Source organism: uncultured Campylobacter sp. (assembly GCF_938017615.1).
Taxonomy (GTDB): domain Bacteria; phylum Campylobacterota; class Campylobacteria; order Campylobacterales; family Campylobacteraceae; genus Campylobacter_B.
On sequence record NZ_CALIJA010000179.1, the window covers coordinates 1 to 26,228 of the forward strand.

Here is a 26,228-nt window from a genome sequence, read left to right on the forward strand (position 1 = left end):
CAAGTAAAATCAAGACCGAATTCTAAAAGCAAATTAAGCCCGCAATATATTTTTTCACTCCGTAATTACAATAAAACGAATTTTAAGCGGAAGTCAAGCGCACGAATTAAATTCCGCACGAAATTTTATTCAACCAAGAATTCCTTCTTATCGATCGTGCCATGATAAAAAATCCCGAGCGTATCATCAAAGGTCTTATCCAAAAATCCATCTTTTTTTAGTCCTGCTAAAGATGTATTGATTAGCTCTAGCAGCGCATTATTGCCCTTCTGCACGGCGATTGCGTTGTAAGTTTGCTTACCTAGACCATCCAAAGCAACCTGCGTTTTATTATCGATGATTGCGTATGCGTGCAGGATTAGGTTATCATCGACATGCACGGCATTTTTCGCCCTTTTGAAAGCGCGGTAGCATTTAGCCGAGCTGGCGCAGAAATTCAAATTCTTTCTGAAGCCCGCTTTGCGTAAGAAATTGTGAATAGGAGAGTGTTTGATGACGAAAATCCTCTTTTTGCGGAGTTGATCGAAGCTCGTGATATTTTCGTCTTTTTTGGCTAGCACACCTACCTGCACCTTAAAATAAGGCTCCGAAAAATCTACTTTTTTCGCTCGCGCGGGCGTCGGAGTAAAGGTCGCAATCACCATATCCGCTTCATTGCGCTGTAAAGCGCTAATGCGCCTTGAAGCCGTGATCGGGATAAATTTTACCTTGCCAGGATTATCGCCGAAAATCTCCTTACCGAGCTTTTCGCCAAGAGCAATCTCAAATCCCCTATATTTGCCGTCTACGAGCGCACTAAACGGCGGCTGATCGTTATATACACCTATGCGAACGAGCCTATCCTTTTTGATCTGATCCAAAGAATTTGCAGATAGAAAACCAAGTAGTAGAGCCGCCAAAACAAATACTTTCATTTGCTCCCCTTTTAGTTGAAATAAGGCGCAATTATAATAAAAAGAAATTATAGCCAGCTAAAATTCTGCGATTTATGGCGCATTTTCATCTAAATTTATGAAAAGACGAAACTCGCGGAGAAATTCTATGTCCAATTTACAAACGAAATCTCATAAAAAACTTACACGAGCGAAAAAAGCTTTTAATTAAATTTATAAACAAAATTTTACGGATGGATTTCACGCTAGAAAACCTTAGCAAAATTTACGATATTCTTAAAAGCAAACGGTGAAATTCTACGCAGATTTAGCGTCTAATTGCGAATTTAGCTAAGGGGCGAAATTTAGCTCCACTGTTGCGCAAAAGCTCAAGCTCTTAAAATTTCGTAAGACTAAGCTAAGATACAAACGTAGCAGTAATAGCCCTAGATCGGCATTACGCGGATGTTAGGGCTTAAATTCTCTTGCAAGACGTTTTCTATCGCATACAGCGTACCGCTCGCACCGCTGGCGCAGCCGCTACAAGCGCCAAGATAACGGATATATATGTCCGTTTTACCGTCGTCTGCAGGTCTGATATCGATGACGTCGAGATTGCCGCCGTCCATCTGAAGCATCGGGCGGATATCCTCGTCAAGCACCCCTTCGACAGCCTTAAATTTACCGATTAGATTTAACTGCTCAAAGCTCATCTCGGCTCCCACTTTCGCGCTAGTAGCGGCGCTCGCCTTGGCTTGAGCTTGAAGTCTCTCTCGCTCCATCTCCTCTCTGGTTTGCTTTAAAATATCGACCAGATAGTAATCCTTCTCCTCGTGTCCGCCCGGGCGCACGCAGGATTTGCAAAACGCACCTGCTTTGGTGTATTGCGTGATCTCCTCGACAGTATGGAGGTCGTTTAGACGGATCACCTCTTTGATTGTGCCGAGGCTTACGCGCGCGCAGTCACACACGATGATCTCGTCCTCGAAATGCGCGGGATCGACGCCCTTATAATTCGCCGCAGCCTGCTTGATGACGTCGTATGCCATTACCGAGCAGTGCATCTTTTGCGGCGGTACGGCGGGCTCGTCGGGATTATCGCGCATCGCGTGCTCTACGTCTAAATTTGTAATCTTTACCGCTTGATCGACGGTCTTTCCGATACAAAGCTCGGCCATCGTATCCGAGCTCGCAATCGCCGTGCCGCAGCCGAAACTTTTAAATTTAGCGTCTAAAATTCTATCGGTTTTAGGATCTATCAACCAATACAGCCGCACCGCATCGCCGCAGCTCTCGGCGCCGAAGTCTGCGACCACTAGCTTACCGCCTCTAGCCTTCGCCTCCTCCTCGGTGATCTCGCCCATATAGCGAGGATTATTCATACGGTCCTGCACTTTTTGCGAGTATTGCTCCCAGATCGAGCCATTTATCAAACTATTTTTTGCCATTTTTTATCCTTTATTTTTCTCATAACCTTGCGGCGCGTAAGCAAACGTGCTTGAAATCCCGCGCAGACGGGCGATAGCCTTACCTATATGCTCGATCGCGTAATCGATCTCCGCTTCCGTCGTAAAGCGCGACAGTGAAAGTCTTAGCGCCGTATGCGCCAGCTCCTTATCTGCGCCGATCGCTTCCATTATTGGGTTATTCTCAAGCGCCTCGCTCGCACACGCAGAGCCAGTAGAAGCGGCTATGCCCGCTTTATTTAGATCCCACAGCATCGCCTCTCCTTCGACGCCTTGGATCGAGGCGAGGATGGTGTTTGGCACGCGAATGCTGCGATCACCCACGACGCTGACGTTTGAAATTTGCAAAAGCGCATCCTCCAGCTTATCGCGAAGTCTGCTTACCTGAGTACGCTCAAAATCCATAAATTTATTCGCTAGCTCTAAAGCCTTACCGAGCCCCACGATGCCTGCGACGTTTAGCGTGCCGCTGCGGCGCCCGCCCATCTGCTCGCCGCCGTGAAGTAGGCTCGTAAGCGGCTTACTATCTTTTATGTAGAGTGCGCCGACGCCCTTTGGAGCGTGAAATTTATGCCCGGAAAGGCTCAAAAAATCCACATCCGCATCGCGCACGTTCACCTTTATCTTACCTATCGCTTGCACCGCGTCGGCATGATATAGCGCGCCATGCTCGTGTGCGATTTGTGCGATTTTTTTTACGGGGAAGATCGTGCCGGTTTCGTTATTTGCCCACATCACGCTAACAAGCGCAGTTTTGTCGTTGATCTTTTCGCTAAGCTCGTCAAGATCGATTAGTCCGTCTTTATCGACGCCCAGGCGAGTAATCTTTACGCCGCAAATTTTTTCTAAAAAAGCACAGGTCGCGCTGATTGCAGGGTGCTCGACGGAGCTTATGATGATATTATCCTTCTCGCCGGTTAGAATTTTATCGTAGTAAATTCCTTTTAAAACCCAGTTATTGCTCTCGGTCGCACAGCTCGTGATGACGATATCGTCCGCATCCGCAGCGCCAAGCCCCGCATAGAGCCTATCCATCGCAGTTCTTAGCGCGGGGTGGGTCTCGCTGCCGAAGCTGTGAAGGGAGTTTGGATTGCCGTATTTATGGCAAAAAAACGGCTTCATCTCCTCGAAAACTTCGGGATCGACCATCGTAGTGGCGTTATTATCTAAATAAACGCGCTGCATAAAATTCCTTTCTAAAATTTGTCTGAAATTTAATCAGACAATTTCGCTCTTTTATCAATTTCGCACGATAATATAACATAATTGCTAAATTTTTCTTTAACGCTTGCCGTTTTAAAAACCGAAAGTTTTCGGAGAATTTATTAGATCGAAAAATTCCTTGCGCGTGTCGTTTCGGCTGATAAAAAGCCCCCTAAGTGCCGACGTAGTCGTGGTCGAGTTGATCTTTTGCACGCCGCGCATCTCCATACACATGTGTCGCGCCTGCAGCACCACGCCCACGCCGAGCGGATGGATCACCTCTTGGATTGCGCTTGCGATCTGCTCGGTAAGCTGCTCTTGGATCTGCAGCCTGCGCGCGAAAATATTTACCATGCGCGGAATTTTGCTAAGCCCCACGACCTTTTTATTCGGGATATACGCGACGTGCGCCCGCCCTATAATCGGCAGCAGATGGTGCTCGCAGAGACTATAAAATTCTATATCTTTTATCAAAACCATCTCATTGTTGCTGCTCTCAAACAGCGCGTCGTTTAAAATTTCTTTTGGATCCAGCTCGTAGCCGCTAGTTAGAAACTCATAGGCTTTAGCCACGCGCCCCGGCGTCTTCGCAAGCCCGTCGCGTTTCGGATCCTCGCCTAAAATTTCAAGCATCTGCGACACGCAGCTTTCAAATTTTGCTCGGCTTTTTTCGTCCATTTTTAGCAATTCCTTAAAGATCGATGCGCGATATTACTCAAAAACGCCTTTTATAACGCTGATAAATTTTAAAATTCCGCGCGAAATTTTATCAATCTCATTATGTTAATGATAATATATTTAAATTTAAGAAATTTTTGTTTAAAATCCGCCGTTTCGATAAACTTTATCTATAAGGAGTTTGGCGATGAAATTTAAGATGAGTTTTGGCGCGGCTTTGGCGCTCTTTTCTTTTGCTTGCGCCGAACAAAACGCCGCGGCAAGCTCCGCCTCGGGCGAAAACCTAGGCGATATCGAGGTCGTAGAATGGGCGAATAACGACGACGGTTACCGCGCCGTACGCAGCGAGATCGGCAAGACGACTAAGCGAATTTTAGAAATTCCGCAGACCGTAAACGTCGTAACGCAGCAGCATCTAAAGGACAAAAAGCCAGACACCTTAGCGGAATCGTTGCAAAACGTAAGCGGCATAAGCTATGCAAATACGACAGGGAATATTTTCGATGCGATCATCAAGCGTGGCTTCGGCGAGGGTCGCGACGGCTCGATTATGCGCAACGGCGTGCCAGGTGCCGTGATGCACAATTTCAACAAAACTATTCAATCCGTCGAGGTTCTAAAAGGGCCCGCGAGCATGCTCTACGGCGCGCAGCAACCGGGCGGCGTCATAAACATGGTAACCAAAAAGCCGCAGTATGAGTTTATAAATGAGCTTTGGGGCGGGCTGGGCAATCGCAACTATTGGGACGCAGGATTTGATACTACGGGACCGATCGCAGATAGCGGCTTTGCGTATAGATTTATATTCGATTACTACGCGAAGGATTATTGGCGAAGCTTCGGCGGTATAAAAAACACGCTCTTTGCGCCGTCGCTTGCGTATCAAGGAGACGATTATTCGATAAACTTAGGCTACACCCATAGCCGCTCTACCGATCCGGTGGATCGCGGCGCGTTTTTGGTGCCGAGTACGGGTAAAATTTACGGCAGCGGCAAAGTCCGCTTCGACGAGCCGGTAAATAAACTACAAAGCAAGCTAGATACGGTTGATTTCGGCTTTGAGAAGGAATTTAACGAGGATTGGATATTAAAAGGCGCCTATGCTTTCTCGCGCAGCAAGCACGAATACGGCTACGTCCGTCCGAACAATCCATTCACGCCCCAAGGCCTTACCGGCACGACGCGATCGTATAACTACTACGATAATTTCATACACCGCACGCACGCAGCAAGCGTCACGCTAAACGGCAAATTTGAAACGGGTCCGCTTAAGCACGACGTCCTTTTCGGCACGGATTACAAAAACTACTACAGATACCGCCCGGGCGCGCTAAAAGGCACCGCAGGGCGCATCAATATGCTTACCGGACAGACCGCTTCGGGCGCCGTCCTAACGAACGATAGAGAGCCAAAAATACAATATCAAAAGCTAAGAACGATCGGTCTTTACACCCAAGATAATATAAATTTAACCGACGAATTGATACTTTCTCTGGGCGTGCGTAGGGAATTTTACGATCAAGTAGCCAAACAAAGCTGGCAAGGACCGAACAACACCGATCAGAAAAAGGCCGCTACGACCTATCAGGGCGGGCTTTTGTACCTATTAAGCCCGCAGTGGTCGGTATATACTAACTACTCGCAAAGCTTCACGCCGCAGATGTCCATAGGCGAGGCGATAGGCGGCGATCTAAAGCCGGAGGAAGGCAAATCCGTGGAGCTCGGCACTAAATTTCAAAACGATCGAGTCACTGCGGGTGCGGCGGTGTTTAATATCGATAAAAGAAACATCCTGCGGACGGTAAATAATATAAGTGAGACGATCGGCAAGGCTCGCTCGCGAGGATTTGAGCTCGATATAAACGGGCGCGTGACGCAGGGGCTTAGCATGTCGGCAAGCTACGCATACACCAAAACGAAGGTGCGCGAGGACGACGGCGCTTTTGCGGTGCTAATCGGCAAACCGCTGGAAGCGACGCCGAAGCACCAAGCAAGCCTATTTGCCAACTACGATTTCGCGCATCTAGGCGCAAAGGGGCTTAGGCTTGGCGGCGGCGCGCGATATTTCGGCTCGTGGTACACCTACTATATGCGAACGAACCTACCGAGCGTACCCGCAGGAACGGCGTTTAAGCTGCCTCACGCCGTAGTTTATGACGCCTTCGTGAGCTACGATACTAAAATTTCGGGCTATGATACGAATTTTTCGTTCAATGTCAAAAATTTGACCGACAAAAAATACTACACCTCATCCTCAACCGGCACGACCACGAGCGTGATACCTATTCAAATGGGCTACGCACGGCAGTTTATGTTTAACGTATCGGTAAAATTTTAACCTCAAGCCCGCTTTAAATTTTAAGGCAGGCTTTTAAAATTTTGAAATTTTGATAAATACAAACCACTTAGGCTCGGCAAATTTTGGAAATTTATACTTTAAATAAGAAATTTTTTGATATATTACGAGCTATTTTTAAATTTTCTAAAGGAATTTTATGGAAGTAAAAGCAAAAATGAAAGACGCCGCGAATGCGGTAGCTGCGAGCAAGATCGAAGCAAAGCAGATCGCGGCAAAAGTAGAAGAGCTAGCCAAAAAGGCCTCCAAGCAGCTAAGAATTGATGGATTCAGACAGGGCAAAGTGCCTACCGCAGTGGTTTTGAAGCGATACGGCAAGCAGCTTGAAGGCGATGCAAAGCAGGAGCTTCTTAAAGATATGATCGATCAGTCTCTTAAAATTTTAAAGAAAAAACAAGATGAAATTTTATCTGAGCCGGTCTTTTCTAAATTTGATGAAAAAAACGGCGATGTCGAGATCGAGATCGAAATTTCTTTCAAGCCCGAGGTTAGCGTCGAGGGGTATGAGGAGCTGATCCCTAAATTTAGCAGCCCGCGCGTTACTCAAAAAGAGATCGACGAGAAAGTGGCGGAATTTTTGCAGATGATCGCTCCGCTTTCTAAGACCAACAAAAAAATTCTAGCCAAAGACGATTTTGCAAAATTCGACTTCGAAGGCTTCGTGGACGGCAAGCCATTCGACGGCGGCAAGGCGCAGGACTACGTCCTTCAGATCGGCTCAAATCAATTCATCCCGGGCTTTGAAGACGGTATGATCGGACTTAGAGTGGGCGAGGAGCGCGACGTAGCGGTTAAATTTCCGCAAGATTACGGCGCGAAAAGCTTAGCCGGCAAGGACGCGATTTTTAAAGTCAAACTTCATGAAATTCAGGCTAAAAAACCTGCCAAAGAGCTCGGCGAGGAGGAGCTAAAGCAAGCGCTTCCGGGAGAAGCGGAGCCTAGCAAGGAGAAATTTGAAGCGCGCATCAAAGAGCGCATCAAAAACGATAAGCTTCAAAAGCTTATAAACGAGGATCTAAAGCCTAAATTTGCCGACGCGCTCGCCGAGAAATTTAACTTCGCGCTTCCAAAAGCGATCGTCGAGCAGGAGATTAATTTGCAGTTTAACAACGCCTGGAGCGGCTTTTCAAAAGAGCAGATCGAGGAATTTAAAAACAACAAAGACGCCCTGGATAAAAAGCGCGAAGAGTTTAGAAAGGCTGCCGAAAACAGCGTCAAACTGACATTCCTAATCGACGAGCTAGCCAAAAAACGCAAGATCGACGTGAGCGATCAGGAGCTCGTCCAAGCGGTCTATATGGAGGCCTACACATACGGCGCCGATCCGAAGGAGCATCTAAATAGATACCGCAACAACGGCATGCTACCAGCCGTCAAAATGGCGCTAATCGAGGAGAAGCTATTCAACGATATTTTCTCCAAACAGGGCAAAAAAGAAGAGAAAGGCGAATAGATGGTGATTCCTTACGTTATCGAACAAACTAGTCGCGGAGAGCGCAGCTACGACATCTACTCGAGGCTGTTAAAAGACCGTATCGTAATGCTTAGCGGTGAGATAGACGATGCGGTAGCAAGCTCGATCGTCGCGCAGCTTCTGTTTTTGGAAGCGGAGGATCCGGATAAGGATATTTATCTATACATCAACTCCCCGGGCGGCGTAGTTACGAGCGGATTTAGCATTTATGACACGATGAATTACATCAAACCCGACGTAAGCACGATCTGTATCGGTCAAGCGGCGTCGATGGGAGCGTTTTTGCTAAGCTGCGGCGCCAAAGGCAAACGCTACGCGCTTCCAAACTCGCGCATAATGATCCACCAGCCACTCGGCGGCGCGCAAGGTCAGGCTACCGACATCGAGATCCAAGCCAAAGAAATTTTACGAATGAAAGAAATTCTAAATGGCATCCTTTCGCAAAATTCCGGCAAAGATCTCGCGCAGGTCGAAAAGGACACCGATCGCGACTTTTTCATGAGCGCCGAGGATGCCGTGCAATACGGACTAATCGATCAAGTACTTCAAAAGAGCTTTAAATAGATGATCCTGGACGTCCTTACCTATCCGAATAAAAAGCTTTATCAAAGATCGACCGAGGTCGTGGAATTCGATGCAGCGCTGGGCAAGCTTTTGGATGATATGTATGAGACGATGATCGCAAAAAACGGCATAGGCCTTGCCGCCATCCAGGTAGGCAAGCCCGTGCGCGCTTTGATCATAAATTTAGCCAATGAGGAAAAAATCCAAGACAAAAAAGACCTCATCGAGATCATCAATCCGCAAATTTTAAAAAAGGAAGGCGAGGTCGTATTTCAGGAGGGCTGCTTGTCGGTGCCGGGCTTTTACGAGGACGTCACGCGCGCCGAGTTTATTACGGTGCAGTTTCAAGACCGCGCCGGCAATACCCAGCAAATGGACGCTAGCGAGCTGCTAGCCGTCTGTATCCAGCACGAGATGGATCACCTCGACGGACATCTTTTTATCGAGCGCATCGGATACAACAAACGCAAAAAATTTGATAAAGAATTCAAAAAAAGCCTAAAAGAAAAATCGAAATGAAATCCCTAAAATGCGCTGCCTTCACGGATGCTCTGATCCCCGTAGAGGTTGAATCGACATTCGTGCGGGGGCTGCCGGGATTTAATATCGTTGGCCTTGCGGGCGCTACGATAAAAGAGAGCGAAAGTCGCGTAAAAGCCGCTCTTGTGAGCCTAAATTTTAAATTTCCCGCCTCCAAAATCATCATAAATCTCTCCCCCTCCGACACACCCAAAAACGGCTCACACTTCGATCTTGCGATCGCGCTTCTCATCGCGCTGCAAAAAGAGCGCATCGACGGCGATTTCTTCGTCTTCGGCGAGCTCGGTTTAGACGGCAGCTTAAAGAGCACGGCAAGCCTCTTTTCGATCCTACTTTTTTTAAGCACGAAGGTGAAGCGCGCTAAAATTTTAGTGCCGCAAAGTATCGCTCTAAAGGCCTGCACGATCCCAAACTACGACGTTTATGCCGTGGACAGCCTAAACGATGCGGTCAGATTTTTTTTAGACGAAGAATTTGCCGCAAGCAGGCTTATGCGAGAAACCCATCCGCTTTTTAAAAACGTCGTGGAGATTGACGGGCAAATTTACGTCCCCAACCGCGATTTTTCGCTCGATTTCAAAGACGTCAAGGGGCAAAAGCGCGCCAAGCGCGCGAGCCTGATCGCCGCGTGCGGCATGCACAATATCCTATTTGAGGGCAGCCCCGGCTGCGGCAAAAGTATGTGCGCCAAGCGGATAGCCAGGATTCTGCCTCCACAGAGCCTGGGCGAAGTGCTACTCTCGTGCGCCTACGAGTCGCTAAATAACAAAGACGTCGATTTTAGCGCGCTGCGCCCCTTCCGCTCGCCGCACCACACCAGCACGCGCAGCTCGATTTTCGGCGGCGGCAGTAGCGGCGCAAAGATCGGCGAGGTCGCGCTCGCAAACGGCGGTGAGCTGTTTTTCGACGAGCTGCCGCACTTCGGCAAGCAAATTTTAGAAAGCCTGCGCGAGCCGCTGGAGGATAATAGAATTTTAATTTCGCGCGTAAATTCCAAGGTCGAATACCAAACGAAATTTATCTTCGTCGCGGCGCAAAACCCCTGCCCGTGCGGAAATCTATTTTCCAAAAACCTCACCTGCACCTGCTCGCTAAACGATATCAGGCGCTACAAAAACACGATCTCCGCGCCCCTGCTCGATCGCATCGACATATACGTCGCGATGGATGAGACCGGCGCAGACGACAGAAGCGACGTTTGCAGCGAGGAGATGGCGGATGCGGTGCTGCGGGCGTTTCGCGCGCAAAAGTCTCGCGGACAGAGCGAGCTAAACGCAAAGCTGCGCGACGAGGATACTGAAAAATTTTGTATCTGCGAAAGCGCTGCGCGGGATGTTTTGCAAACCGCGATCACCCGCTACGATCTTTCGCAGCGCGGCGTGAATAAGACGCTAAAGCTCGCCCGCACCATCGCCGATCTAGCAGGCGCTGAGATCATCGCTAAGGCGCATATTTTGGAGGCTCTTAGCTTTCGCATAAGGAGCGAAATTTGAAAAAAATTTTCTTTAGCACCGAGGAACTCGACGCGCGAGCGAGCACAAAATTTGGACTTGGCGAGCAAATTTTAATGGAAAACGCCGCAGGCAGGATCGAGCGTGAGATCAGAAAGCGGCTCAAAAAGGGCTCGCGCGTTTTGGCGCTTTGCGGCGGTGGGAATAACGGTGCAGACGCGCTGGCGGCGCTGCGAAGGCTAAGCGGCGATTTTAGCTGCACGGCGCTTTGCGTGCTTCAAAATAGAAGCGTGGCAGGTAAATTCCAAGCTGATGCGGCACGGGCTGCGGGCGTTAAGTTTATCGACATCGCGAGCGCAAAAGACGATTGTGGGCACGTAGAGGGCGCGTCTATCAAGGATGCTTGTGCGCACGAAAGTGCAAGCGGCTCCTATTTAAAAGACGCTGGCGCGAGCGAGCCGCGGGGCGAGCGCGAAAGCCTAAGCGGCGCGGACAATTCGGGCGGCGGCGATAAATTACGCGCAAAATTTACAAGCGCTAAATTTGAAACCGCAGAAGACGGTGGAGATTTCGGCAAGCCAGGCAACGATTGCGGCAAGCCGGGCAGCGTCCTGCGCGATGAGATTATAAACGCAGGCTGCATAATCGACGGGATTTTCGGCAGCGGTTTAAACAAAGCCTTAAGCTCTGAAATTTGTGAAATTTTATCTCTCGCAAATAGCGCAAAATCCCTAAAAATCGCAGTCGATATCCCAAGTGGCATCGATAAAAGCGGGCGCATTTTAGGAGCTGCCTTTTGCGCGGATCTGACGATCGCGATGGGAGCGCTAAAGCTCGCGCTGTTTTCGGACGGCGCGAAGGATCAGGTAGGGCGGATCAAGGTCGCAAATCTTGGAATTTCGCGCTCAAATTTTGAAAGGGGAAGCGAATATTTTCTACTTCAAAAAAGCGATCTGAAGCTGCCGCTACGCAGGAAGCAAAACACCAACAAGGGCGACTTCGGGCACACCTACGTCGTAAGCGGACAGATGAGCGGAGCGGCGCAGATGGCGGCTCTAGCGGCTCACGCGATCGGCAGCGGGCTCGTTAGCGTCGTTAGCGATGAGCCGTTAAACTTAAGCCCGATTTTGATGCAAAAAAGCTCATTCAATGCCGCGCGGGTCGTGGTTTGCGGCTGCGGGCTGGGGGAGCGGAAGATCGATCTTGCCGCGCTGCGGGGCAAAAACTGCGTCATCGACGCCGATCTGTGCTATGAGAGCGAAATTTTAAGCCTACTTAGCGATAATTCAAATTTAATCATAACGCCCCATCCGAAGGAGTTCTGCTCGCTTTTGAAGATCGCGGGTATCGCAGATCTTAGCGTGAGCGAGCTGCAAGAGCGGCGCTTCGAGCTTGCGCGGGCATGGAGCGAGAAATTTAGCGGCGTGCTCGTGCTAAAGGGCGCAAACACGCTCATCGCCCAAGCTGGCATCATCTACGTCTGCGACAAAGGTAACGCCGCGCTCGCAAAGGGCGGCAGCGGCGATGTGCTAGCAGGGCTCATCGGCGGGCTGCTCGCGCAAAACTACTCTCCCCTGCAAGCCTCAATCTGCGGTGTCCTAGCCCACGCACTCGCTGCGCGAGCCTTCGCCAAAAATTCCTACGCGCTAAATCCGCTCGATCTCATCGAGGAGGTAAAATGGTTGTGAAAAAGCTCGCCGTGCTTTTTAGCGGTAGCGGTTCAAATTTAGAGGCGATTTTGCAGAAGCTGCACGGCAAAATTTTTGGCGAAACCAAGATCGAAGTCGCGCTAACGCTAAGCAACAAAGCTAACGCAGGCGGCATAGCAAAGGCTGCAAAATTCGGGCTAATAAGCGTGATCCTAAATCATAAAGACTTCGCTAGCCGCGAGGAATTTGACGCCGCACTCGTGCGCGAGATCGAAAAAAGCGGCGCGGATCTTACGGTGCTTGCGGGCTTTATGCGGATTCTCACGCCCGTTTTTACGAGCAGAGTTCGCGCGATAAATTTGCACCCGTCGCTACTGCCGCTTTTTAAGGGCGCGCACGCGATAAAAGAGAGCTTTGAGAGCGATATGAAGGTAGGCGGCGTGAGCGTGCACTGGGTCAGCGAGGAGCTAGACGGCGGCGCGATCATTGCTCAGCGCGCGTTTGAAAAGAGCGCGGGAATGAGCCTTGAGGCTTATGAGGCCAAAATCCACGAGATCGAACATGAGCTATTACCGCAGGTGATCGTAGAAATTTTGTGCCGAAGCTAAATTTAGCGCAGAGATTCGCGCTAAATTTAAAGAGCGAAATTCCGCGGAATTTTATAAATTTAAAGCTTAGTTCTTTAAATTTAGGGGCGGTTCGAGGCTAAGCTTTAAAATTTACTAGCTAAATTTAGAAAGAGAAAGATGACCGCAAACGAACTGGAAAAACTAAGGCTCGGCATCCTGGAAGAGGCGGAGCAGCGCAAAGGCACGGCGTTTTCGATAATAGCACTAGCGGTACTAGCCTCGGCGCTGTGGCTATTTTTCAATCTTAGAGATCAAGAAGCAGCAGTAGGTCTCTGCTGGATCATAGTGGTATTTAGCTGCGGCAGCATCTCTTTTAGAGTAGTGAATAAAGATGCAAATATAGTGCGCGTATTTATCTTTTGCACCTTGCTGTGGATACTTGCCAAAGGCGTAGAAATGTGCGAGAATGATACCTTGCGCTTCGTCATCGCACTCGCAACCATCTGCCTTTCTTTGTTTAATATCGCAGATGCCGCGCTGGAGCGGATCAAATACAACAGATCCAAAAAATTCGTCCGCGCCTTTAAACACCAATATATTGCGCCTTATATCGCGAGCCTAGGCTACCGATATGAAATTTCAGGCTCGTTTCGGCCGGCGTATCTGCGCGCTAGCGGCCTATTTGTGGACGGCATAAGCTATTTTGATTGCGAAGATAAAATTTCCGGCGTTTATGACGGAGTATTTTTCAGCTTTGCGGATGTTTGCGTGACTCATACTGACGAACGACGTAGCAGCAGGGGGATCTTTTTCTACGCGGAATTTAAAAAGCGCATAAACTCGGTGGCCGTGATCTTGCCGCTGCTCAGCGCGAGACCGACGCTCGGCGGACTTAAGAAGATCGCGATGGACGATAGCGAGTTTAGCTCCGCATTTAGCGTATATAGCGCCGATGCGGTGTCTGCAATGTATGCCCTCACACCTGCCTTTATGCGGCGCTTGCTTCGCTTTAGAAGCGGTGCCGGCGGACCGATCAGTTTAAGCTTTTCGGGCAAAAACGTCTATATTTTCATCCGCACGGGATACGATAGTTTCGAGCCTAGCGTGGATCGCAGCGTATTTGGCTTTGATCCCGCCGCGTCTATCAAGCACGAGCTTCTATTCTTTCTCTCCATCGTAAAAAGCCTGAAACTAAACGAAAATATCTGGCAAGATTAAATTTGAAATTTGACTTTAAATCCGCAAATACGGAGGTCTTACTCTACCGCGAAATTTTAAAATTTAAAAGTACTCTTCCCGGCTCGGCGCCTCTATGATTTAGAATTTTCGCGACAAGGTCTGTTACATTTGCGGCGGAGAGCGAAGTTTGAAATCTATCGCGATGAAATCCCATGCGGTTTATAAATTTTTGTGGCCCGCATAGAGGAATTGAGCAAAGATGGATACTGATATGGCGATGATTGCGCCGTACGCTTTCCATAATGGAGATTACCACGCTGCCTATCATCGTGCCGTAAACGCTACTTTTACCGTCGCGAGCTCGCGTCAAAAAAATAGAGTGCCCATCGCGGCAATGATAGAAGAGATAATTTACTTATATTTGCATCGTTCATTTCGCTATCCTAATGCTTTTAAAAATCGACGATTAAAAAGCTCACACAAAAGCCGGCCACACATTTAATCTACCTCCAAGCATTTTTAAGCGACAATACGAAAATCAAATTTTCGGAGTCCTTATGACGATTTACGAGCTAAAGCCCAAATTTCAAAATTTACTTCGTCCGTTAGTAAGACGTCTTTACGGCGCGGGCGTCAGCGCAAATCAAGTCACGATCACAGCCTGCGTCATTTCCGTTCTGCTGGGTGGACTTTTGATAAAATTCGCCGAAATTTCGACGCTATTCTTTCTGCTGCCCGTTTGGATGTTTTTGCGTATGGCGCTAAATGCCATCGACGGCATGCTGGCTCGCGAGTTTAATCAAAAAAGCCCGCTGGGCGGCTACCTAAACGAAGCCACGGACGTCATCTCGGACGCCGCGCTGTATCTGCCGTTTGCCTTCGTGGCTCCGTTTGACTGGGGCGTTATCGCGCTCGTTATCTTTCTATCTTTTATGAGTGAGTTTTTGGGCGTCCTAGGGCAGGTGCACGGTTGCGGCAGGCGATACGACGGACCTATGGGCAAGAGCGACCGCGCGTTTATATTCGGGCTTATCGGTACGGTATATGCGCTATCTGGGCGACTACCAGAGTGGTTTAGCTGGGTACTTTACGCCGCGATATTTTTACTCGCGCTTACTTGCGCAAACCGCGTGAGGATGGGACTAAAAAGCGTGGAATAAGGCGCCTTGGACGAGGATAAATTTAATAGCTATCTCCAAAATCGACGCAAGGTAAATTCGCCTAAATTTGATATAATTGCAAAAGTTTTAAGCTCGCCTCGACGCGGGCACGCAATCGTTATAAATTTGATCTTGTTTAAATTTACGAGATTTTTTGAGGCGAGGATAAAATATCACGGCGAATTTGTCCGCTTAATTTAGACGCTTTAAAAGACGCTAGGCGCGCAAAACGCGTCGGTTGATTTCGAGCGTTTTATCAAAGTCGGTGAAATTAAAGGCAAGTAGCAAAAGCGGCAAATTGCAGGCGTTACTTAAAACCGTATCGGCTTTAATCGCCTCAAATTCATGTCTAAACGCTCGTTTTCGGCAAGATGGGCGAGAAGCTTATTCGCTGCACGCAACCGTAAAATTGAGGGCACCGCAAAAAATGATTTTGAAAAGTAAAAGAGTAAAAAGGATACGAGATGAAAGAATTTTTAGCTGCAGCGCTTGATTTTATCCTTTGCCGTATCACGATATTTATCACGGGCGTGCGACCGCCGCAGGAGCTTTTAAATATCGGCGAGGGTACTAAAATTTACTATGCCAACCACGCTAGCCACGGCGATTTTTTGCTGATTTTCGTCTCGCTGCCGTATCGCGTGAGAAAGCGCGTGCGCCCCGTCGCGGCGGCGGAGTACTGGGAGAGCGGGCCGGTGCGCAGGTTTCTTGCTAAAAACGTATTTAACATGGTGCTAATAAGTCGCCGCAAAGATCCGCTAGAAGCGCTAGCGCAAATGAGCGACGCGCTGCGGACACACTCTCTCATCATCTTTCCGGAAGGCACGCGCAAGATGGATGACGATCTCGCGCTACAGCCGTTTAAAAGCGGGGTGTTTCGTTTGGCGCAGGAGTGCCCCTCCGTGCCTTTGGTGCCGATTTGGATCAAAAACGCGCGTAACGTCCTGCCCAAGGGCTTTATGATACCCATTCCGCTGCTTTGCGAGCTGATAGTGGGCGAGGAGATAACCTACGGCGGCGAGGGCAAGGGCGAGTTTTTACAAAAGGCGCAGGACGCGCTGCTAGCGATGAGCGATACGCAAAATGATGGAACAAAAGCCTAGCGCGGCGACTTTGACTGCGGGGGTAAATTTAAGCCCCGCAAACCCGTCAAGCGCGCGAGAAAATTCGGTCGATATTTTTTGCGACGGCTTGGGGCTTGGAGATGAAATTTGCAGCACTCGTCGTAAAGAATTTGAGCGCGAGATAAAGCGGTCAAACGAGCGAGGTAAATTTGCGACCGATTTTTACGGCAAATTTGACGGCGAGCCTTCTAAAGCGGCGGCCAAAAGCGTCAAATTTAAACGCGAAACCCGGATCAAAACGCTCGCCTCGCCGCAAATCAAATTTGACCCAAACGCAGGCTCAAATCGCGAGCAATTCTCGCTAACAAATTTAACCATTCAAGCCGTCCGTATGGCAAACCAAACGCTCGCAAATTCGACTCGCTCGGCAACATGCAAAACAAGCGTCAAATTTAGCTTCAAATTTAACCAAAAGGCACTAAAATGAACCCGCAAAATCATATCTTAAATCTATTTTTAGGACTCATCGCGGTGCTAGTCGTCTCTAGCGCCGTTGCATTTATGCTAAAGGCAAAATTTGGCGCCGAGAACAAAACCATCGCAAATTTGACCTCGCGCATAAACGCCTGGTGGGCGATGATTTTGGTCATTTTTGCGTTTACTTATATGGGTAAAAACGCCGTGATATTTTTATTTTTGCTAGTTTCGTTTGCCGCATTGCGCGAGTTTTTGTCGCTCATCTACATCCGCAGAGGCGATCACATCGCGCTCGTGGCGTGCTTTTACGTGATTTTGCCCATGCAATATATCTTTATCTATGCCGATTGGTACGCGATGGCGATGATATTTATCCCGGTTTACGGATTTTTGTTTTTGCCGATTTTGGCGGCTGTTTGCGGCGATGCGGCCTATTTTTTAGAGCGCTCGACGAAGATCCAGTGGGCGCTGATGATTTGCGTCTTTTGTATATCGCATATCCCCGCGCTTCTTTTGCTGGATCTTAAGCGCGGCAGCGGCATGGAGCTGATGCTGTTTTTGATCCTGGTCGTGCAATCTAGCGACGTGCTGCAGTACGTCTGGGGCAAGCTTTTTGGCAAACGCAAGATCGCGCCTAGCATCAGCCCGTCTAAGACCGTGGTCGGCTTTGCGGGAGGGGTTCTTAGCGCTAGCGCGCTGGCTGCGTGCCTGCATCATCTCACGCCTTTTGGCGCGGTGGGGGCGTTTTTTATCGGGCTTGCCGTTTGTATGATGGGTTTTTTAGGAGGGCTTGTTATGTCGGCGATCAAGCGCGATCTAGGCGTCAAGGACTGGGGCTACATGATCAGCGGGCACGGCGGGATGCTTGACCGTATGGACTCGCTGTGCTTTGCGGCGCCGATATTTTTTCACATAGTTAGATATTTTTACGCGTGAGGTTTTGATGAAAATTTGGAGTAAAATTTTACTTTTAGCGCTCGCGGCAAATTTTGCCTTTGCATTTTCGGCCGAAAAGCTCGCGCAAGACGCTAGAGCGCAGGTTGGGCAGACGCTGTTTTACGATCCTTCGTACTCTAGGCTAGCCTATCCCATGGGCGATGTGGATATGATAAAGGGCGTTTGCACCGACGTCGTCGTTAGAGCGCTGCGCGGACAGGATGTCGATCTGCAGCGGCTCATCCACGAGGATATGAGCGCAAATTTTAGCGTTTATCCAAAAAAACTGGGGTGCGAAAAAGACCGACAAAAACATCGATCATCGCCGCGTACCAAACATCGCGACCTATCTAAAACGCAAGGGTTACGAGGCGAAGGGCGAGTTTAAAGCCGGCGATATCGTGACGTGGCGGCCGGATAACGGCAGGCCGCATATCGGTATAGTTTCGGATAAATTTGCTGGCGGTAAAACCCCGCTTGTGATCCACAACATCGGGCTTGGCGCGCAGGAGGAGGATGTGCTAAACGTGTACGAGATAACGGGGCATTTTAGGATAAAATAAGCGTAAAAACCGATAAATTTAAGTAAGAAAGGCAAAAAATGGAGTTTAAAGAGAGCTATTTTATAACGAGCGACGGAGCGAGGATATTTTACAGATACCGCCTGGCTGCGGACGTGGCGTGCGAAAATCCGGGCGCAAATGAAGTAAATTTGAGCGCCGGAGCCGCAAACGAAATGTCAAATTTGACTATCGAGCAAGCAGGCGACGCGGATGAAAATACGAAGCCAAATTTAAGCGGCGAAGGTAAATCGGGCGAGCAAAATTTACCAAACAGCGACAAAAACTCGGACTCAAATTTAAACGAAACTAGCAAATGCGGCGCGTCAAATTTGAGCGAAAACGCCGAGCAAAATCTCAAATTTAAAGCTGCGCCAAACGCCAAAGCCGTAGCGATATTTCACCGCGGGCACGAGCACTCTGGCAGGACGACGCACGTAGCGGACGGGCTAGCGGATCAGAGTTTTAGCTATTTTGCGTGGGATCAGCGCGGACACGGCAGGAGCGACGGAGAGCGGGGCGACGCGCCGAGTATCGGCCGCCTCATCGCCGACGTGGACGAGTTTGTGGCGCACATCGAGCAGAGATTTGGCTTTGAGACGCAAAATCTAGCCGTGATAGCTCAAAGCGTGGGCGCGGTGCTGGTCTCGGCGTGGCTGCACGACTACGCTCCGCGCGTTCGCTGCGCGGTGCTGGCTAGTCCGGCGTTTAGCGTGAAGCTTTACGTGCCGTTTGCTAGAGCAGGTCTAAAGGCGCTCTACTCCTCGCGCGGAAATTTCTTCGTAAACAGCTACGTCAAGGCGCACTATCTCACTCACGACAAACAGCGTCAGGCAAGCTACGACGCCGATGCGCTCATCACTCGCGCGATCTCAGTGCGCATACTGCTGGGGCTTTACGAAGCGGCGCAGCGCGTGGTTTCGGATGCTGCGGCTATCACGACGCCTACGCTGCTGCTGGTTTCAGGCGATGATTGGGTCGTAGAGCACGCCCCGCAGCACGAGTTTTACAACGCTCTTGGCGCGCGGGTAAAAAGGCGCGAGATTTTAGAGGGATTTTACCACGATACGTTGGGCGAGAGCGAGCGGGAGAGGGCGTTTAGTATAGTGCGCGAGTTTGTCGGCGAGAGGTTTAGCGCGCCTTTTAGCGAGGTGGACTGCACGCACGCGGACGAATACGGATTTAGCCGCGAGGAGGCCGATAGGCTAGCAACGCCGCTGCCGAGATTTAGCCCGAAAAATTTGCGGTTTAAATTTCAGCGGGTATTTATGCAGGCGGTTTCGCCGTGGGTCGGCGGGCTAAATATAGGCGAAAACACGGGCTACGATAGCGGCAGTACGCTTGACTACGTTTACCGAAACAAGCCGCAAGGAGCGAATAAATTTTTCAAATTTATTGACAAATTTTACCTAAATGCCATCGGCTGGCGCGGCATCAGAGAGCGCAAACGAAATATCAAGCTAGCGATCGATCAAGCCGTAGCAAAGCTGCAGGAGCGCGGCGAGCCGCTACGACTGCTAGACATCGCCTCAGGGCACGGCAGGTACATACTAGACGCCGCGCAGGGACATAAATTTGAACGCATAACGCTACGCGACTACAGCGACATAAACGTAAAAGCCGGCAGCGAAATGATAAAGGAGCGCGGGCTGCAGGACGTCGCGAGCTTTACGCAGGCAAATGCCTTTGAGGCAGCTAGCTACGAGGGTCTGCAGGGCGCATATACGCTAGGCGTCGTGTCGGGGCTGTTTGAGCTCTTCCCGGATAACTCGGTCGTGCGCACTGCGCTACAAGGCTTTTCAAGCAGCGTAAAAAGCGGCGGCTACCTCATCTACACCAACCAGCCGTGGCACCCGCAGCTCGAGATGATCGCGCGCGCTCTATCCAGCCACAGGCAGGGCGCTGCGTGGATCATGCGCCGCCGCAGCCAGGCCGAGATGGATCAGCTCGTAGCAAATGCGGGATTTAAAAAAGTAAAAGAGTGGATAGATGGGGATGGGATATTTAGCGTGAGTTTGGCCGTTAAAATTTAGTCTTTAGCGGCTTGTCTTTTTCCTTTCTACTTCGTTAGAAACTCGGTCGGCTTCGGTCACGGACGACTAGTCCGCTCTCTGGCCTCCGTCGTTTCCGCCTCGTCTAAAGAGAAAATACTGCGCCTTATCGTTTTACGCTCAAATTTGGGGTCAAATTTGCAAATTTTACCGACCGAGACCCGCATCGTGAAAGCGTAAATTTGAACACGCAGCGCGTTAGCGCCAGATAAACCTGCACGCAGTGCAGCAATATCTCACGTGCAGTGGGTATGGTGGGGGTTTGGGGGCGGAAGGGGCGACGCTTCGTAAGCAGAAACCCCTTCCGCCACCCAAGAAAAAGAGAAAAGCGGATACAAAAGGGAGCTCTTTTGCTTCGGCTTTGCCTCGCCTTGTGCTTAGCTGCACTTCGTTTGCTACTGCTAGGACGCACTCTCTTTGAGAGCTGCTAGCAGAGCGCATTTTAAGCCCCCACCCCCTTTACAATAAAGTAAAAAACAACCTCAAACGGTTGTTTTTTACGAAAAGAATCTAACTAAATTTGACTAATTTAAATTTAGTATCTTAAAGATACAGGTCTGGGTGAGTAAAATTTACAAATTTCGGCTTCAAATTTGAGTCGCCAAGACCCGCATCTCAAAAATGTTAAACTAAAAAACGTGCGGCGCGGTAGCGCCAAATTTAAACCTGCACGCAGTGCAGCAACCTCTCACGTCGTAGGGGTTGGGGATCGTTAAGGAGGAAGGGAGCTCTTTTGCTTCGGCTTTGCCTCGCAACTGCTAGCAGAGCGTAATTCAGGCCCCTTCCCCCTTAACAAGAAAGAGTAAATTTAATGCGCAATACTAAATTTAACCAAACCAAATTTAACATTTTAAAGATTCAGGTCTCGGCGAGTAAATTTTACGCCTTTTGCGTCAAGCGAGCGATATCGGCGATTAAGCCGCCAAAGCGCAAATCCGCTAAAATTTGATAGAATTAGCAAAAAAGGCAAAAATGAAAACAAAACCGTTTTTATATCAGCTGGCCGCGCTAGTCGTCGTTGCGGCGATATTTTACGCTAGCTACGGCGCCACGAACGCCCTCGCGAGCGCTCGCGCAAACGTGCCCGAGATTTATTTCGCGTGGGAGCGCGCGCTACCGTTTTGGGCGTGGAGCATCGTGCCGTACTGGTCGCTAAATTTGCTCTACGCGCTTGGATTTTTCCTCTGCCGTGACGCCGGGGAGCTCGCGCGCTACGTTACGCAGCTGCTAGTCGCTCAAATGATCGCGACGCTGTTTTTTATCGCTTTTCCTCTGCAAATGTCGTGGGAAAAGCCCGCAGTTTCAGGCTTTAGCGGTTTTTTGTTCTCGAGCCTCGCCGCCTTTGACCTCCCGTTTAATCAAGCCTCGTCACTACACATCATACTTTGCGTCGTCGTGGGCGCATTTTACCTTCGCAAGGCGCGCGCGGTTTGGCTTAAAGCGGCGCTCGTAGCGTGGTTTGTGCTCATCGGCTTTAGCGTGCTGACCACGTATCAGCACCATTTTATCGACATTCCGACGGGGCTAGCCGCGGGATGTTTTGTGCTGCTCGTTCGTCCGATGGATGGCGAGCCGCTTAGTTTTGCTATAGCTATGGAGGCTGCTCGCTACAAATGGGCGGCGCTATATCTAGGGCTTGCGTTTATGACGCTTTTTGCGGCGATTTTGGGAGCTAAAATTTGGGGCGCGTGGATGCTGTGGCTGTCGTGGGCGAGCCTTAGCTTCGCGCTAGTCGCTTGCGGTTACGCGTTTTTGGGCGCGGGAGTTTTTGCTAAAAACGAGCAAGGCCGTCACGCCACCGCTGCTAAAGCTTTACTTTTTCCCTATCTTTGCGTAGCGCGGTTAAATGCGATTTTTTGGCTGCGCGGACGCCGGCTTTCAGACGAGATTTTGCCGGGGCTGTATCTAGGCTCGGTTAAGCAGGCGGGCAAATTTTACGCGGTGCTAGACTGCGCGGACGAGTTTGAGCGGCCTGGCGGCGCTCAAATTTATGCGAGCGTGCCTATGCTAGATATGATAACGCCGAGCGTAGACGAGCTAAAACGCGGCGCGGACAAACTTGAGCGGCTCGTAAAAAGGGCTCTTTGCGTCGGCGAAAATTTGCCGCGAAAGGCGAAGCTGGGATCAAATTTTATCGCCGAGGCGGGCCAAAATCTTACAGGCGCGAACGAACGAGCCGCCGAGCAAAACGGCAAAAAGGTGCTGGTCTGCTGCGCGCTTGGCTACGGCAGGAGCGCGTCGGTGCTGCTTGCTTGGCTGGTGATTTACGCGGGACTGGGCTTTGACGAGGCGCTAAATTTACTAAAATCTCGCCGCGAAAAGATCGCAGTCGCTAGCTCGCTGCGCGAGAGGATAACGCGGCTAGCCGCAGAAGCCCGCGTAAGTTCGAAAGCGGAGTAAAGACCGGCCAAATTCGCAAAAGCAAGTGCGGCAAATTTAAGCGCGAAATAGATGCGGGTCAAATTTGATCAAGTCCGGTTTGAGGGATCAAATTTAAAAAATCTACAGGCTGGAAACAAGCGGCATGGCAAAATTCTCGGCGAAAACAAACGGGAATTTAACCAAAGGCAAACGCCCAAAATGAGGAGAGAAAATGACGAATGCGGAGCAAAGCAAAAAAGCGGCGCAAGACGGGGAGCGGGAATGCCGCCAAAGGGCAGACGATAGAGCCTTGGCGCTGGTTACAGCTAGGTTTTTGGCGACGCATAGGCTGTTTTTCTTGTTAAATTTACTCCAGCTAGCCGTCTGTCTTACGATTTTTACGAATTTTGCCGTGATTGCGAGCTTTTTGACGGCTTTTGCGGGGTTATTTTATCTGCACGTTAGGCTGCATTTTGATACGCTGATTTTTAGAGATTTTGCGGAGTGGAGGCTTGATTGCGGCAAATTTGACGCGGCGCTTGCAGAGCTAAATTTAGCTAGCAAGCCGCCCAAAATCCGCGATATGAAAAGTCGCTGCGCGGGAGCTTTGCGGCTATATAAATTAACGGTCGCGCTTACTTTTATCGTCGCCGTTGTGGCTTTTGCGTGTTACTATCTGAGCTAAATTTGCTTGCCCGCTTAGACGGTTACGGAATGCCGATTTAGACGGCCTCATCGGTTTGGTGCGCAAAATTCAACAACTGTTTTTCATGGCGAGATAAACGAGATAAAATTGATTGCTTTTGCGGACCATTTTTGTAGCGACTATTTTAAGCGATGAAACAGCGGTTAGTATCGCCGGCGCACCGTATCGAGCGCTTTTAAATTTGACGATTTCGTCGGTATTTTAAAATTTCAAAGCATAAAAAATCCAGTGCAAAAAGACGGAATGGACAACCGAGTAAGTTTAGTCGGGGCAAAATATACGAATTTCCTTTTATAGCACCACGACCTCGGTTTCCAGTTCGATACCGAATTCCTCAAAAACGCGGCTTTGCGCTAAATTTATGAGCGCAATCACATCCTCAAAGCTCGCGCCGCTGAAATTTATGATGAAATTCGCGTGCTGCTCGCTAAATTTCGCTCCGCCGATCGCGTGGCCTTTTAATCCTGCCGCTTCGATCAGCCTGCCCGCGGCGTCATTCGGCGGATTTTTGAAGCAGCTTCCAAAGCTTGCGCCGCGCGGTTGGTTGGCGCGCTTAGCAGCGAAATCCGCGGCGAGTTCGGCATCAAAGCTGCGTGAAATTTTAAACTTGGCGCCCAAAATCGGCTCCTCGATCCCGCTTCTTCGGTAGCCGAAGCTTATCCGCTCGCGCTCCACCCAGCCGCGAGCCAGGCGCACGGCAAGCAGGCTATCGCTGATGCTAGCGCCGGCGAGCCCTGCGTTCATTTTGATTAGCCCGCCGAGCGTGCCCGGGATGTTTCGCAAAAACTCAAAACCGCCGAGGCTCTGCTTTTTGGCGAAGTTGTAAATTTTGCCCGACTTCGTCGCAGCCCCGATGCTAAGGACATCATCGCTTAAGCTTATGCGGTCGAACTCCTCGCTTAGCATCGCAAGGTGCGGCGGCGCGGGCGAGATGAGCAGATTATTGCCGCCGCCGATGATCGCGCCCCCCGCTATGCTCTCAAACTCCGCAAAATCGGCCTCGTCTTTTAAAATTTGCACCGCAAAGCTCCCGCCGATGCGCACGGAGGTGTATTTGCTAAAATCTATCTGCCTTGTTTTCAAAATTTTGCCTTTTAAATTTTATTTTTTGGTTTCGTAAATTTAAAATTTTACCCGCCGCGCCCCGTATCGTTTTAAAATTTAGCGATACCGCCGCACCGCACGGTGCAAAACGCGAACGCTATTTCAAAATTTGACGTTGCTGCTGCGATTAAATTTAGCTCGCTTTCGATACGTTTTCAGTGGCGTGCTACGTCACACGCGCAGCTCGCACCCTGCGGTACAAAATACAGCCGCGCAATGTAGCGCCGCGCTGCAAAATTTTATCGCTGCGTAGCCGTAAATTTAAGGCGTACAGATTGCACCGCGACAAATGGCGCCACAGCGCGGTCGATTGACGAACTTGGCGGCGATCCGCGGAAGGCTCGGCGTTAAATTTGCGCGCAAATTTTAAATCCACATTGCACTCCGCGGCTAAATCCAAAAGCGGCGAAGGGGCTGCACCGCCAAGGCAAGAACGCGGGGTAAAATTCTACCTCGCGTCTACCCTTACGCCAAAGTAAAATTTTCGCCGAGGCACAAACCCCTTAACGCCTAGAAATTTAGCCGAAACGAAGGGGCAGTGTTCCAAGCAAATTCAGCCGAGACAAGCGCTAAATTCCAGCTAAATTTTAACCTCGCCCGCCTTTACATCGGGTTTTGCCCGCCGCAGTCCGCGAAACGAATCTCGTTATATTCGCGCGGGATAAAATTCTCCTGCGCGCTAAGCGGCGCAGGGTAAAATCCGCGCTCATAGCCAAGCTCAAACAGCCTATCCACCGCCCTTATCTGTGCCCCCGAAAGCTCGATCGAGGTCTCGTTGGCATAAAGGCTCAGATATTTTTCGAGCTTTGCGTCGTCCACGCGGATGAGATTTCGCTCCATCAGCATGTGCGACAAAAAAGGCTTATGCGCGGTGGCGATGCGTACGCCTTCGGTTAGCACACGCTCGCACTCGATGGCGTCGGTTATCGGCAGGCTGCGGCGAACCGCCATACCGCCTAGCGGCAGCGGCAGATTTTCGCCCGATAGCTCGCTCCAGATATCCCAGATCTCGCGCTCCACGCAAAGCTCGTCCGAAAAGTCCAAAATGCTCTCGTGTATCAGCACGCCCGCGTCCACCTCGCCGCTTAAGACCGCGCTCTCGATTTCTAGGAAATTTTTATAAACTATGCGCGCCTGCGGATACGCCATGCGAAAAAGCAGGGCATTGGTAGTGTGTTTGCCGCTTAGTGCGACTTTGAAATTTCGCTTTAAAACCGCGCCCTTTTTCTTAACGAGCTTTGGGCCGTAGCCCTCGCCGAAGCTCACCGCCGTGCGCAAAAGCGCGTATTCGTCGCAGATAAGAGGATATAGCGCGAAGCTAATCGCCGTGGCCTCGTAAGTGCCCTTTAGCGCTTCGTCGTTTAGGCTCTGGATATCAAGCGCGGCGGCGCTAAGCTTTAGATTTTTGGAGCTCACCCAGCCAAAATCAATCGCCTTATACATAAAAATATCGTCCGCATCCGGCGAGTGAGCGACGTTTATATGCTTAAAAATCTTCAAATTTTATCCTTTTTGTTCCGCTTTAAATTTCGCGCGCAGCGTGATTTTTAAATGTTGCGAAATTATAGTGAAATTTTGCTACAGCCCTCATAAAAATGCGGAATTTCTAAAGAAAAACGTGAAAAATCAGGCGTGCTTAGAAATGTAAATTTAATGCTCTCCGCTTGCCCTGCAGAACTTTTTGCGCTCCTTAAAAATTTCAAATTCCGATGCCGCGCCAAATTTGGGCGAATAATCAAAAATTCATTTCAAATTTGGTAAAATCAGATGAATTTATTTTTAAGGAAAAACATGGACGAGGGAAAGAA

At 49.8% G+C, this 26,228-nt stretch carries 23 protein-coding genes; 17 read left to right on the forward strand and 6 right to left on the reverse strand.

Features of this window, described 5'->3' with window-relative positions; translation table 11 throughout:
- Positions 1 to 125: 125 nt before the first annotated feature.
- The 4 genes from Q0620_RS09220 to folE all read right to left on the reverse strand — a co-directional run bounded on the left by Q0620_RS09220 (position 126) and on the right by folE (position 4,219).
- Entirely contained in the window at positions 126 to 914 is a 789-nt protein-coding gene (locus Q0620_RS09220) for a transporter substrate-binding domain-containing protein (RefSeq protein WP_297996425.1), read from the reverse strand.
- 404 nt (positions 915 to 1,318) lie between these two features.
- A complete protein-coding gene (locus Q0620_RS09225) occupies positions 1,319 to 2,320 on the reverse strand; it encodes an iron-sulfur cluster assembly scaffold protein (RefSeq protein WP_298784684.1) in 1,002 nt (333 codons plus the stop codon).
- A gap of 3 nt (positions 2,321 to 2,323) precedes the next feature.
- A complete protein-coding gene (locus Q0620_RS09230) occupies positions 2,324 to 3,523 on the reverse strand; it encodes a NifS family cysteine desulfurase (protein WP_298784686.1) in 1,200 nt (399 codons plus the stop codon).
- A 111-nt stretch (positions 3,524 to 3,634) separates the two neighbouring features.
- Entirely contained in the window at positions 3,635 to 4,219 is a 585-nt protein-coding gene (gene folE, locus Q0620_RS09235) for a GTP cyclohydrolase I FolE (protein ID WP_005871572.1), read from the reverse strand.
- Between the two features lie 187 nt (positions 4,220 to 4,406).
- On the opposite strand from folE, the gene Q0620_RS09240 reads away from it, so the two are divergent.
- From Q0620_RS09240 to Q0620_RS09320, 17 genes are all read left to right on the forward strand, one after another.
- A complete protein-coding gene (locus tag Q0620_RS09240) occupies positions 4,407 to 6,557 on the forward strand; it encodes a TonB-dependent receptor (RefSeq protein WP_298784688.1) in 2,151 nt (716 codons plus the stop codon).
- Positions 6,558 to 6,714: 157 nt separating this feature from the next.
- Positions 6,715 to 8,028 carry a trigger factor gene (tig, locus tag Q0620_RS09245; RefSeq protein ID WP_298784690.1) on the forward strand — a complete coding sequence of 438 codons (1,314 nt, stop codon included), beginning with the start codon at positions 6,715 to 6,717 and terminating at the stop codon, positions 8,026 to 8,028.
- On the forward strand, positions 8,029 to 8,613 hold the full coding sequence (clpP, locus tag Q0620_RS09250; protein WP_005871578.1) for an ATP-dependent Clp endopeptidase proteolytic subunit ClpP: 585 nt from the start codon (positions 8,029 to 8,031) through the stop codon (positions 8,611 to 8,613).
- Positions 8,614 to 9,132 (forward strand): peptide deformylase, encoded by a 519-nt coding sequence (gene def, locus Q0620_RS09255; RefSeq protein ID WP_298784692.1) that lies wholly within the window; start codon positions 8,614 to 8,616, stop codon positions 9,130 to 9,132.
- Complete coding sequence (locus tag Q0620_RS09260; RefSeq protein ID WP_298784694.1) at positions 9,129 to 10,646, forward strand: YifB family Mg chelatase-like AAA ATPase; 1,518 nt, start codon at positions 9,129 to 9,131, stop codon at positions 10,644 to 10,646. The genes def and Q0620_RS09260 overlap by 4 nt, the downstream gene beginning before the upstream one ends.
- A complete protein-coding gene (locus Q0620_RS09265; RefSeq protein ID WP_298784696.1) occupies positions 10,643 to 12,292 on the forward strand; it encodes an NAD(P)H-hydrate dehydratase in 1,650 nt (549 codons plus the stop codon). Before Q0620_RS09260 ends, Q0620_RS09265 begins: the two co-directional genes overlap by 4 nt.
- Positions 12,283 to 12,861: a phosphoribosylglycinamide formyltransferase gene (gene purN / locus Q0620_RS09270; RefSeq protein WP_298784698.1), complete on the forward strand. Its 579-nt coding sequence runs from the start codon at positions 12,283 to 12,285 to the stop codon at positions 12,859 to 12,861. The genes Q0620_RS09265 and purN overlap by 10 nt, the downstream gene beginning before the upstream one ends.
- Positions 12,862 to 12,999: 138 nt before the next feature.
- Complete coding sequence (locus tag Q0620_RS09275; protein WP_298784700.1) at positions 13,000 to 14,040, forward strand: DUF3137 domain-containing protein; 1,041 nt, start codon at positions 13,000 to 13,002, stop codon at positions 14,038 to 14,040.
- 518 nt (positions 14,041 to 14,558) lie between these two features.
- Entirely contained in the window at positions 14,559 to 15,161 is a 603-nt protein-coding gene (locus tag Q0620_RS09280; protein WP_298784702.1) for a CDP-alcohol phosphatidyltransferase family protein, read from the forward strand.
- A 464-nt stretch (positions 15,162 to 15,625) separates the two neighbouring features.
- Positions 15,626 to 16,264: a lysophospholipid acyltransferase family protein gene (locus Q0620_RS09285; protein WP_298784704.1), complete on the forward strand. Its 639-nt coding sequence runs from the start codon at positions 15,626 to 15,628 to the stop codon at positions 16,262 to 16,264.
- Positions 16,248 to 16,712, forward strand: a complete 465-nt coding sequence (locus Q0620_RS09290) for a hypothetical protein (protein ID WP_298784706.1) — start codon at positions 16,248 to 16,250, stop codon at positions 16,710 to 16,712. The genes Q0620_RS09285 and Q0620_RS09290 overlap by 17 nt, the downstream gene beginning before the upstream one ends.
- A complete protein-coding gene (locus tag Q0620_RS09295) occupies positions 16,709 to 17,638 on the forward strand; it encodes a phosphatidate cytidylyltransferase (RefSeq protein ID WP_298784708.1) in 930 nt (309 codons plus the stop codon). The genes Q0620_RS09290 and Q0620_RS09295 overlap by 4 nt, the downstream gene beginning before the upstream one ends.
- A 7-nt stretch (positions 17,639 to 17,645) precedes the next feature.
- Positions 17,646 to 18,026, forward strand: a complete 381-nt coding sequence (locus Q0620_RS09300) for a DUF1287 domain-containing protein (protein WP_298784710.1) — start codon at positions 17,646 to 17,648, stop codon at positions 18,024 to 18,026.
- Positions 17,977 to 18,201, forward strand: coding sequence for a DUF1287 domain-containing protein (locus tag Q0620_RS09305; RefSeq protein WP_298784721.1), 225 nt, complete (start codon positions 17,977 to 17,979; stop codon positions 18,199 to 18,201). Before Q0620_RS09300 ends, Q0620_RS09305 begins: the two co-directional genes overlap by 50 nt.
- A 38-nt stretch (positions 18,202 to 18,239) precedes the next feature.
- Positions 18,240 to 20,231, forward strand: a complete 1,992-nt coding sequence (locus tag Q0620_RS09310) for a bifunctional alpha/beta hydrolase/class I SAM-dependent methyltransferase (protein WP_298784712.1) — start codon at positions 18,240 to 18,242, stop codon at positions 20,229 to 20,231.
- Between the two features lie 990 nt (positions 20,232 to 21,221).
- A complete protein-coding gene (locus tag Q0620_RS09315; protein WP_298784713.1) occupies positions 21,222 to 22,649 on the forward strand; it encodes a phosphatase PAP2/dual specificity phosphatase family protein in 1,428 nt (475 codons plus the stop codon).
- Between the two features lie 193 nt (positions 22,650 to 22,842).
- Positions 22,843 to 23,295, forward strand: a complete 453-nt coding sequence (locus tag Q0620_RS09320) for a hypothetical protein (RefSeq protein WP_298784714.1) — start codon at positions 22,843 to 22,845, stop codon at positions 23,293 to 23,295.
- Between the two features lie 312 nt (positions 23,296 to 23,607).
- Here Q0620_RS09320 and Q0620_RS09325 read toward each other — a convergent pair whose 3' ends face one another.
- Both Q0620_RS09325 and Q0620_RS09330 read right to left on the reverse strand, forming a co-directional pair.
- The gene (locus Q0620_RS09325) at positions 23,608 to 24,399 is read right to left on the reverse strand and encodes a UDP-N-acetylmuramate dehydrogenase (RefSeq protein WP_298784717.1); all 792 of its coding nucleotides are present in this window, start codon (positions 24,397 to 24,399) and stop codon (positions 23,608 to 23,610) included.
- Between the two features lie 624 nt (positions 24,400 to 25,023).
- Positions 25,024 to 25,920, reverse strand: a complete 897-nt coding sequence (locus Q0620_RS09330) for a menaquinone biosynthesis family protein (RefSeq protein WP_298784719.1) — start codon at positions 25,918 to 25,920, stop codon at positions 25,024 to 25,026.
- Between the last annotated feature and the right edge of the window lie 308 nt (positions 25,921 to 26,228).